8 protein-coding genes are annotated in these 9,400 nt (G+C 62.6%); all 8 read right to left on the bottom strand.

Translation table 11 applies throughout. The features are described 5' to 3' along the window. Positions 1–234: Holliday junction resolvase RuvX (ruvX, locus tag QZ079_RS05525; RefSeq protein ID WP_297036134.1), on the bottom strand; the 234-nt coding region annotated here is incomplete at its 3' end. A gap of 1 nt (position 235) precedes the next feature. Beyond that, positions 236–2,893 (bottom strand): alanine--tRNA ligase, encoded by a 2,658-nt coding sequence (gene alaS, locus QZ079_RS05530; RefSeq protein ID WP_297036116.1) that lies wholly within the window; start codon positions 2,891–2,893, stop codon positions 236–238. Positions 2,894–3,132: 239 nt separating this feature from the next. Beyond that, on the bottom strand, positions 3,133–4,470 hold the full coding sequence (locus QZ079_RS05535) for an AI-2E family transporter (RefSeq protein ID WP_297036118.1): 1,338 nt from the start codon (positions 4,468–4,470) through the stop codon (positions 3,133–3,135). Between the two features lies 1 nt (position 4,471). After that, positions 4,472–5,263 (bottom strand): SigB/SigF/SigG family RNA polymerase sigma factor, encoded by a 792-nt coding sequence (locus QZ079_RS05540; protein ID WP_291288624.1) that lies wholly within the window; start codon positions 5,261–5,263, stop codon positions 4,472–4,474. A 1-nt stretch (position 5,264) separates the two neighbouring features. Then, entirely contained in the window at positions 5,265–5,648 is a 384-nt protein-coding gene (locus tag QZ079_RS05545; protein ID WP_291288623.1) for an ATP-binding protein, read from the bottom strand. After that, positions 5,641–6,237, bottom strand: a complete 597-nt coding sequence (locus tag QZ079_RS05550) for a hypothetical protein (protein ID WP_297036123.1) — start codon at positions 6,235–6,237, stop codon at positions 5,641–5,643. Before QZ079_RS05550 ends, QZ079_RS05545 begins: the two co-directional genes overlap by 8 nt. A 158-nt stretch (positions 6,238–6,395) precedes the next feature. Then, positions 6,396–7,724: a replication-associated recombination protein A gene (locus tag QZ079_RS05555; RefSeq protein ID WP_297036126.1), complete on the bottom strand. Its 1,329-nt coding sequence runs from the start codon at positions 7,722–7,724 to the stop codon at positions 6,396–6,398. Positions 7,725–7,834: 110 nt separating this feature from the next. Further along, positions 7,835–9,091 carry a deoxyguanosinetriphosphate triphosphohydrolase family protein gene (locus QZ079_RS05560; protein WP_297036131.1) on the bottom strand — a complete coding sequence of 419 codons (1,257 nt, stop codon included), beginning with the start codon at positions 9,089–9,091 and terminating at the stop codon, positions 7,835–7,837. Between the last annotated feature and the right edge of the window lie 309 nt (positions 9,092–9,400).

Genomic DNA, 9,400 nt, shown 5'->3' on the forward strand with positions numbered 1-9,400 from the left:
GGCAGCCGCACGAATGCGCGCCGCCTGCGGCCCCTCCTCCCCTGCGAGGGTTTGCGGAAGACCGCAGACGAGCACATCCGGTTCGTAATCTTCAATGAGCAGGCGAAACGTACGCGCACAGGAGAGCACCTCCTGTGCGGGAAGCACCTTAACGGGCATGGCGACCGATCCGCTCGCGTCGGAGACCGCGATGCCAACCCTCACCTCGCCGATATCGAGTGCAAGCGCGATCACACTATAGACCGAGCTCGACACGCGCCGCATCGAGCGCAGAGGCGATGCCCGCGGCGTTCTTGCCACCGGCTTGCGCCATGGTGGGCTTGCCGCCGCCGCGCCCCTCGACCACAGGTGCGATCGCTTTGATGATATTGCCGGCATGGAACCCAGCCTTCACGGCGTCGTCGGTCGCCGCCGCGAGGAGCGCCGGCGTGCCCTTCTCCGTGACCGTGGCGATCACGCAGGCGCACGCGCCGTCGACCTTCCCGCGAATGGTATCCCACACGTTCCTGAGCTCGGCACCCTCGAGGCCGGAAAGCTCCGCGATAACGACCTGGTAGCCTCCAGCGTCTTGCGCAGCGTCGATCGCACGCCCGATGGCATCCGACGAACCGCCCGTGAGCGCAGCCTTAAGCTTCTGGTTCGCCTCGCGCAGGCTCTGCTGGAGCGCCGTGACGCGCGAGGGGACCTCTTCGGGACGGCACTTGAGCGCTTCGGCGGTCTCGAGAAGCATGCGCTCGCGACCTTCCAGGTAGTTTATGGCGCCAAGGCTCGTCACGGCTTCGATGCGGCGCACGTTCGAGCCGGTCGAAGATTCGGAAACGATACGGAACAGGCCGATCTCTGCGGTATTGCCGGCATGCGTACCGCCACAGAGCTCGCGCGAGAACGGTTGCTCTTCCGTTCCGCAGGAAACCACGCGCACCACGTCGCTGTACTTCTCGCCAAAAAGCGCCACGGCACCCGATGCCTTGGCATCTTCGATGCCCATGACACGCGTCACGACCGGCTTTGCGGCGAAGATCTCGCGATTCACAAGCTCCTCGACACGGCGAAGCTGTTCGGTGGTGAGGCCCTCGAAATGCGTGAAGTCGAAACGAAGATGTTCAGGCGATACCAGTGAGCCGGCCTGGTTCACATGGTTGCCGAGCACTTCCTTAAGGGCGGCGTCGAGCAGATGCGTCGCAGTGTGATTGCGCTGGATGAGTGCACGGCGATGCTCGTCGACCTGCGCCGCGAGAACAGCGCCCTCGTGAAGCGTCCCCTCTTCGACCTGAGCGGTATGCGCATAGAGACCGTTGTGGCTCTTCGTGTCGCCAACAGAAAGGCGAATCCCCTCGCCCAAGAGCACGCCGGTGTCACCTACCTGACCACCCATCTCGGCATAGAAAGGCGTACGATCGAGCACGACGTCGACGGTATCGCCAGCATGCGCCGCAGCGACGCGCTCCCCGTTTGCGACGAGGGCCACGACGCGCGCGACCGAAAGCGAGCATCCCTCGTAACCGGTGAACTCGGTGGCGGGCAGAGCGTCGGAAAGCTCGACCCAGATATCGTTGAACGTACCCCAGGCATCGCCCTTCACATTCGCACGGGCGCGCTCGCGCTGGAGCTCCATCTCGCGGTTGAAGCCCTCGATGTCGACCGCATGCCCAGCGCCCTCGGCGATCTCGACCGTGAGGTCGATGGGGAACCCAAACGTATCGTGCAGCTTGAAAGCGGAAGCGCCGTCGAGCACCTCGCCATCGGCGAGCTTCGAGAGCGCTTCATCGAGGTACACGCGGCCATTATCGAGCGTCGTGGAGAAGCGCTCCTCCTCTGCGCTCACGATTCCGCGCACGAGTTCGACGTTCTTGGTGAGCTCGGGATAGGCGTCTCCCATGAGCTCGTTCACACGATCGATGAAACGCGTGAGGAACGGCCCCTCGACGCCCAGCAGACGGCCGTGGAACACGGCGCGGCGGAGCAGGCGGCGAAGCACGTAGCCCCTGCCCTCGTTGCCGGGAAGGACGCCGTCGGAAATCATGAAGTCGACCGATCGCGCGTGGTCGGCGATGATGCGGAGGCTCCGACTGGGGCCTTCGTAGTCGTCGCTCGCGTACGTGACGCCCGAGATCTCCTCACCGAGCTTGATGAGCCCCTGCATGATGTCGCTATCGAAGAAGGACGTCTTGCCCTGCATGATGGCGCTCATGCGCTCGAGGCCCATACCGGTATCGAGGTTGCGGTGCGGGAGTTCCGGCATGGAGCCGTCCTCCTGGCGGTCGAACTGCGTGAACACGAGGTTCCAGTACTCGAGAAAGCGATCGCAATCGCATCCGGGAGCGCAGTCCGGACGGCCGCAGCCCACCTCCTCGCCCATATCGTAGTAAATCTCGGAGCAAGGGCCGCAGGGACCGGTGGGGCCGGCTGCCCAGAAGTTATCGTCCTCGCCGAGACGCGAGATATGGCTTTCCTCGATGCCGAGCGAGCGCCAGATCCCATACGTCTCGTCGTCGTCCGTGAACACGGTGAAATAGAGGCGCTCGATAGGCAGATGGAATACCTCGGTGGAAAGTTCGAGAGCCCAGGCGCACGCCTGCTCTTTTGAAACTCCGCCGAACGAGAAATTTCCGAGCATCTCGAAGAACGAGGCATGGCGGCCGTCGGAGCCGATAATGTCGATGTCGTTCGTGCGCACGCACTTCTGGCACGACGTCGCGCCGATCTCCTTCATGGTCTTCTTGCCCTGGTAGTACTGCTTGAACTGGTTCATGCCGGCGTTCGCGAGCAGGAGCGACGGGTCATCGGGCACGAGCGAGGAGCTCGGGAAGAGCTTGCAGCCGCGCTCTTCGAAGAACTTCAAAAAGGCAGAGCGGATCTCGGCCGTCGTCATCATGGGAACATCTGCAGCCATGTGGGTTCTCCTTGATACACTGGTGAAACGCATAAACGTTACTACTATAGCGGAATACGGTAAACGATGACGTCCTCGTCAGGAATCGGCGACATTCTCCTTCGCTTGTCCTCGCTCGCTCCGCTCGCTGCGAAGTCGCTCAGGAGAATGTCGCCGATTCCTGACGAGGACGCGCCGTGCTCGATAGCGAACATTCACCCCAAATGAATGAAAAACGAAATCGACGCCGGTGGGATGCCCTACTTCTGCTCATGGTCGGAACCATCCGAACGATGGAGAAACTGGAGCTTGCTCCAGGGGTTCTCGAGGTCGGGGCGGGGCACGGCGGAGCCCGTCGGTGCGACGTCGTCGTCAATGAGCTCAGATTCCTGCACGAAGCTGTCGTCGCCGAGCGCATCGAACGCGGGTACCGGCTCGCCGTCCTCATCACGGAACGGCGTTCCCTGGAAGATGGCACCATCGTAGGAGACGAGCGCGCGCCCAGTCGATTTCTCGAAGTAGAAGACGAAGAGTCCCTTAAGGGCAGCGCAGAGCGGGATTGCCACGACCATGCCGATCGCGCCCATAAGGGTGGAACCCACCACGAGCGCCGCAAGGTTCATGGCAGGATGAATCTGCACCGAAGACTGCATGACCTTGGGCGAGACGACGTTGTCGGTCACGTTCTGCGCCACCATGCAGATGATGAGCGTCCAGATAGCGAGCACAGGGCTATAGAAAAGCGCGAGCAGGGTTGCCGCGAACGCAGAGATCCACGGGCCGAGTACAGGTATGAGATGCAACAGCCCGGTGAGCACGCCCATAAGTGCGGCATAGGGGTGCCCCGCGATGAGAAGCCCTATGAACGCGAGCACGCCGTTCACGAACGAGGTGATGACCATGCTGCGCATATAGCCTCCCACGGAACGAGAGAGGATCGCGACCATAAACCGATAGCTCGTCTCGCGTTCCTCGCCTACGATCGTTGCGACCTCTCGATGGATCTTCGGATAGTCGAGGGCGAGCCAGTATGCGAGTACGAGCCCCAGGAAGAAGATGAAGAGCTGTGAGGCGAACCCCGAGAGAATCGGGAAGAGGCCGCGGCCCACATCGCCGGCAAGCTGCGTCACATAGCTTGAAGCGATGTTCGCCAGCGACTGGAACATCGAATCGAGCTCGTTCGCCCAAGAGGACTTCGAGATGGCCTCGAAATCCTGCGCGACCTGCACCGCCCAGTCGCCGAGGCTGCGCAGTTGGCTCGGCAAGCGAGAGAGCACCTCGAGCACCTGGTCAACGAAGATGGGGGCTATCACCATGATGACGCAGAACAGGATGAGGATCACCGCGACGAGGCCGATGAACGCGCCCGCAGCACGCGGGACGCCCTTGCGCTCGAGCGCGTTCACGATCGGCGACTCGATGAAGGCGATGAGCGAGCCCACGGCGAGAAACTCGATGACCGGCGCGAGTGCGCCGAGCACGTTCAACACGGCGATGGCGATGACGATGCCGCCGACCACCGTCCACACGCGCAAGGCGAGAAGACGCGTTCCCGGCAGCTTGGCTTCAACGGCATCGAGCCGCACGCGAGCACCCATGCTATCTCCTCGTCATGACGCCTTCGGGATCGAGCCGATCCTGGATCTTCTTGAGCGTGCGCCTGAGCAGGCGCGAGACCTGCACCTGTGAGACCCCGAGCTTCTCGGCAATCTCGATCTGCGTCATGCCCTTCAGGAAGCGAAGCTCGATGACCTCGCGCTCGCGGGGCGAGAAGCCGGCAAGCGCCTCCTCGATGATGAGACGGTCGTCGGTGAGGGCAAGCTCGCTATCCTCCTCGGCATAGCGGTCGAGGACGGAGGGGGCGTCGTCGCTCTCCGTGCTCCCCGTGCCCTCAAGGGGCACCGAGCTATAGGCGCTCGAGGACTCCATGGCCTCGAGCACCTCGTCCACCGAGGCATCGAGGTAGTCGGCGATCTCCTCGACTGAAGGAGAGCGCTGCAACTGGGTGGTGAGCGTGTCGGTCGCCTGGTTCACCTTGGCGGAAAGCTCCTGCAGGCGCCTCGGCACGCGAACGCTCCAGCCCTTATCGCGGAAATGGCGCTTGATCTCGCCTAAGATCGTCGGCGTCGCATACGTGGTGAACTCGAGGCCGCGATCGGGATCGAAGCGATCGATTGCCTTGAGCAACCCGAGATAACCGACTTGCATGAGGTCGTCGAGCGGTTCGCCGCGGTTCTTGAACTTGTTTGCGAGGAATCGGACGAGGTTCATGTGCGACATGACGAGCTGCTCGCGCGCGTCCATATCGCCCTGCTCCTTGTAGCGGCGGAAGAGCTCTCGCGTCTTCTGCTTGTCCCAGGCCGATTTGCTCGACGTGGTCTTATCTGCCATATCAGATATCCGCCTTGAGCTCGAGATGAAGCCGAACGGGCGCGTCCGATTTCTCGTAGACGTCGCACACGGCTGTAAGAATGAGGCCGGCATAGGCGGCGGGGTTATCCGCTTCGGGCTCCGCCACGGGTTCGGCGCTCAGCAGAAAATCCATCGCGACGTGCTGAGCATCGACAGCGAAGGAGATATCCACGGTAGCGCCCTCCTCTACGGAGCACGCGTAGATGAACGCCTCTTCCGCGGCCATACGAACATCCTCAACGCGGTCTACGGACATAGAGGAAAGCGCCGCGACATTCGCCGCAGTCATTCGTACCAGCCGTGCTAGGCTCGGGTCGGCGGCAAGCGAAAGCGTGATGGGCGCGATGTGGTTGGTGCTACTCATGCGCGGTCTCTTCCTTGGTAGGGGCTTCGTGGGTCGTGACGGCCGTATCGTCGGCCATGGAGCCTCCATAGGTGTAGTAACTCCCCGAAGGCGCAGCGGCATCTTGGGACACTTCCGACGGAGTCGGGGCATCTTCGGCCGCCTCCTCGCTGGGAGCTGCCTCGAGCGTGCGCTCGCCTGCATCAGGGCTAGATTTGAACTTGCCGAGAAGCTTGCGTGCGGCCTCAGATGCGGAATCGGCCACACCCGAAACGGCGTTGCCCGCGGACGCGGCGGCACCGGTCACAGCGGACACATCGCGCACCACGCCCTCGATCTCAACAAGGTTGGCAGAGAGCGCGTCGACGGCGACATTCGCCGAGGAAAGCAGCGGCTCCACCTTGGCAATGGCAGGCTGCAGCTCATCCACCGCGCCGTCGAGCTTAGCTACGACCGGACGGGTTTCGGCGAGCGTCTCGTTCAGCTCGGCAACGGTCTTATCGACCTCTGCCATCGTACGACGAGCTCGGCGCGCGGTGATCGCAAGCTCGGCAACGAGCCAGATTCCCGCCACGACGAGCACGATGACCAAAATCTGAAGGGGTTCCATGCGCCCTCCCTTTCATCGACATACATACGCCTTCGATTCTACCCCAAGACGCTTCGTTGAATCCGACTCCATAGGACGATGGGTTGGTTGTGAACGGGTTCGCTCCGACCCATCAATGGCTCATTGGTTGAAGCGAACCGCACCAAGCCAACCCTCGCTCAGTGCTGCTGGCCTTGTTCGAAGCGCCATTCCTCCCAACCGCGACCGGCAGGCTTCCAGAACGCACCGCGTTCGAGGCCATCGGGAAGGTAGCGCTGCTCGACCCAGCCCTCGGGATAATCGTGCGGATACCGGTAATCGCCGTACGTCTCGGAGCCGGGACGATGACGGTCGCGCAAGTGCGTGGGCACCGAACGCATGCCACTTGCGCGCACGTCGGCGAGCGCGGCATCGATCGCGGCTTCGCATGCGTTCGACTTCGGTGCGAGCGCGTTGTAAATCGCTGCCTGCGCGAGGTTGATGCGACATTCCGGATAACCTATGACCTCGGCGGCTTTGAACGCGGCCGCCGCGACCTGGATGGCCTGCGGATCGGCGTTGCCGATATCTTCAGATGCCGCGATGAGGATGCGCCGGGCGATGAACTTCGGATCCTCGCCTGCGTCGATCATGCGTGCAAGCCAATACACGGCGGCATCCGGATCGCTTCCGCGCATCGACTTTATGAATGCCGAGATGATGTCGTAGTGCATGTCGCCGTCTTTGTCGTAGGGCAGGCCGCGCCGAGGATTGGCCGTGCGGACGTCCTCGAGGCTGATGGGCATGGCCTCCCCGGGTTTCGGCACCGGGACACCATCGGTATCGGGGCGCGTCAGAGCAATCTCGCTCGCGAGCTCGAGCGTCGTGAGGGCGGAGCGTGCGTCGCCCGCCGCAAGCGTGCAGATGGCCTCGACGACCTCGTCTGTCGCCGAGAACTTGCCATCGAGCCCCTTCGGCGAAGCGAGCGCACGGCGCACGAGCTTGGCGACGTCGTCGTCTGCAATCGGTGTGAGCTCGACCACGCGCGCCCGGGAAAGCAGCGCCGTGTTCACCTCGAAATACGGATTCTCCGTCGTCGCACCGACCATGATCACGGTGCGGTTCTCCACGGCATGCAGCAGGGCGTCTTGCTGCGAGCGGTTGAAGCGGTGAATCTCGTCGATGAACAGAATCGTGCGGCGGTCGTAGGCCATAAGCCTGCGGCGCGCATCCTCGATGACTGCTCGAAGATCCTTCACCGTTCCCGTCACGGCAGAAACCTCGACGAACTCGCTCCGCGTATGTGCGGCGATGATGTGCGCAAGCGTCGTCTTGCCCGTGCCTGCAGGCCCGTAGAGGATCACGCTCGAGAGCACGTCGTGCTCGATCGCGGCGCGCAGCCATGACCCCTTCCCTACTGCCTGCTCCTGGCCGACGTAGTCATCGAGGGTCTCCGGACGCATGCGAACCGCAAGTGGCGCGTTCCTAAGCGTGCGCTCGACTTCATCCTGTGAGAACAGCGTTTCCATATACAGCAATCAACTTTCAGATGTCGGGCATTCCTGGGCACGAGCCCAAGACTGCCACCCAACGCAACCGACCGCCCGCGCCCTTGCAGCGAGCGAGCGAACTCCCGACCTCAGCGCGCCTCGTTGATATAGGCGCGCCGCGGGAAATGAATATCTGGGAACCAATGTTGCGCAAGCTCGGCGAAGTAGCCGTCCGTCATGCTCGCGATGTAATCGACCACGGTCTGATCCGGGTCGCTTTCCCAGTCGTAGACCCGTTCATAGTGCGAGAGCTGCTCGGACACGCGGCGGATATGATGGCGGAAAATGAAACTCGACTCATCGCGGGCGGCAAGATCTGCCAGGCAGCGCTCATACATGAGCTCGAATGCCCGCGAGAGCAGCTCGGCGCGCTCGCCCTCGATACCGCTCGAACGATAGATTTTCGCGTAGTTCTCCGCCTTCGCACGTCGAATCTCGGCAAAGAGCTCCTCGCTCATCTCGATGCGGTCCTTACCGTAGCTATGGGCGATGATGTCTGCCGAGGCGTGCGTCAAAATCCAGGAGTTATAGGCGCCCCCGAGGCCGTCCTCGAACGCGTCGCCCGTGAGCAGACCCGCCTCGATCGCATCCTGGCGGTCGCGCCCCACATAGGCGATGATGTCTGAGATACGCACGACGCAGCCCTCGAGTGTCATGGGCCGGAGGTGCGCGATGGCGTGGCCGCCCTGCGTGTAGCAGCTCTCGACCGCTTCATCGAAAGCGTCGAATCCAGAGAGATTCGAAAGCTGGAAGACGCGCTGCTCGTACTCGCCGTTATGACAGAGCACGCCGTCGAGCGTCTGAAGCGTGATGTTGCGCCCGTAGAGCACGTCGAGCACGCGCACCGAATGCACGTTGTGATGGAACCAGCGCCCCGTGCGCGCATGGAAGACGTCGTTCAGACAGCGCTCGCCTGCGTGTCCGAAGGGCGTGTGACCAAGGTCGTGCCCGAGACCGATCGCCTCGATGAGGTCGCAATTAAGGCCGAGGGCGTAGCCGATGTCGCGCGCAATACGGGCTACAAGCTGCACATGGAGGCCACGCCGCGAGAGGTCGTCGTTGGCACGGAACGAGAAGACCTGCGTCTTCCCAGCGTAGCGGTTGTAGGCGGGCAGGTGAAGGATCTTCTCGACGTCGCGCACATAGGCCGGGCGCCAAAAGTTGGCCTCGTCCGATGCCCGCGCCTCGCGCCGGAGCGCGTCTGCCCCACGGGCGCGATATGGGTTCTGCCATCCGTGTGCGCGGTCCTCTTCCATGCGCTCGACGAGCTCCGGCGAGAGGGCATCGGGGATGGCGGCCATGCGTTCGCGCACCGCCTCGATATCCCGCCCTGTTCGCGTTGACATAGCACTCCCCTTTCCGCTCATATGCTTCGCCCCTATCATCGCACATCGCCCAGACAAACGCGGGGCGGCGTACTGAAAACCCGAAGGAAGGCATCTGGTCCCCGAGCTCAAGCGATCACTCCCCCGAAAACGTCGTCATATTCGGCTGTTATTTCATCTAAGCGCTGGGAAATACCCGAACAGGCCGACGTCGCGGAAGCGTGAATCTCTCCGCTGCCGACACTAAAGCAACGTAGCGATCCAGAGGATGAGAAAAGCGGAACCGAAGAAGGGTATGAGTGGCAAGCTTGGGCGCCGCATGACGGCCGC

Source organism: uncultured Enorma sp. (assembly GCA_905210055.1).
Lineage (GTDB): Bacteria > Actinomycetota > Coriobacteriia > Coriobacteriales > Coriobacteriaceae > Enorma.

Excerpts from the sequence above, each read along its gene's own strand:
- alaS (WP_297036116.1), bottom strand. The coding sequence starts at position 2,893 with ATGGCTGCAGATGTTCCCATGATGACGACGGCCGAGATCCGCTCTGCC.
- QZ079_RS05535 (WP_297036118.1), bottom strand. The coding sequence starts at position 4,470 with ATGGGTGCTCGCGTGCGGCTCGATGCCGTTGAAGCCAAGCTGCCGGGA.
- QZ079_RS05540 (WP_291288624.1), bottom strand. The coding sequence starts at position 5,263 with ATGGCAGATAAGACCACGTCGAGCAAATCGGCCTGGGACAAGCAGAAG.
- QZ079_RS05545 (WP_291288623.1), bottom strand. The coding sequence starts at position 5,648 with ATGAGTAGCACCAACCACATCGCGCCCATCACGCTTTCGCTTGCCGCC.
- QZ079_RS05550 (WP_297036123.1), bottom strand. The coding sequence starts at position 6,237 with ATGGAACCCCTTCAGATTTTGGTCATCGTGCTCGTCGTGGCGGGAATC.
- QZ079_RS05555 (WP_297036126.1), bottom strand. The coding sequence starts at position 7,724 with ATGGAAACGCTGTTCTCACAGGATGAAGTCGAGCGCACGCTTAGGAAC.
- QZ079_RS05560 (WP_297036131.1), bottom strand. The coding sequence starts at position 9,091 with ATGTCAACGCGAACAGGGCGGGATATCGAGGCGGTGCGCGAACGCATG.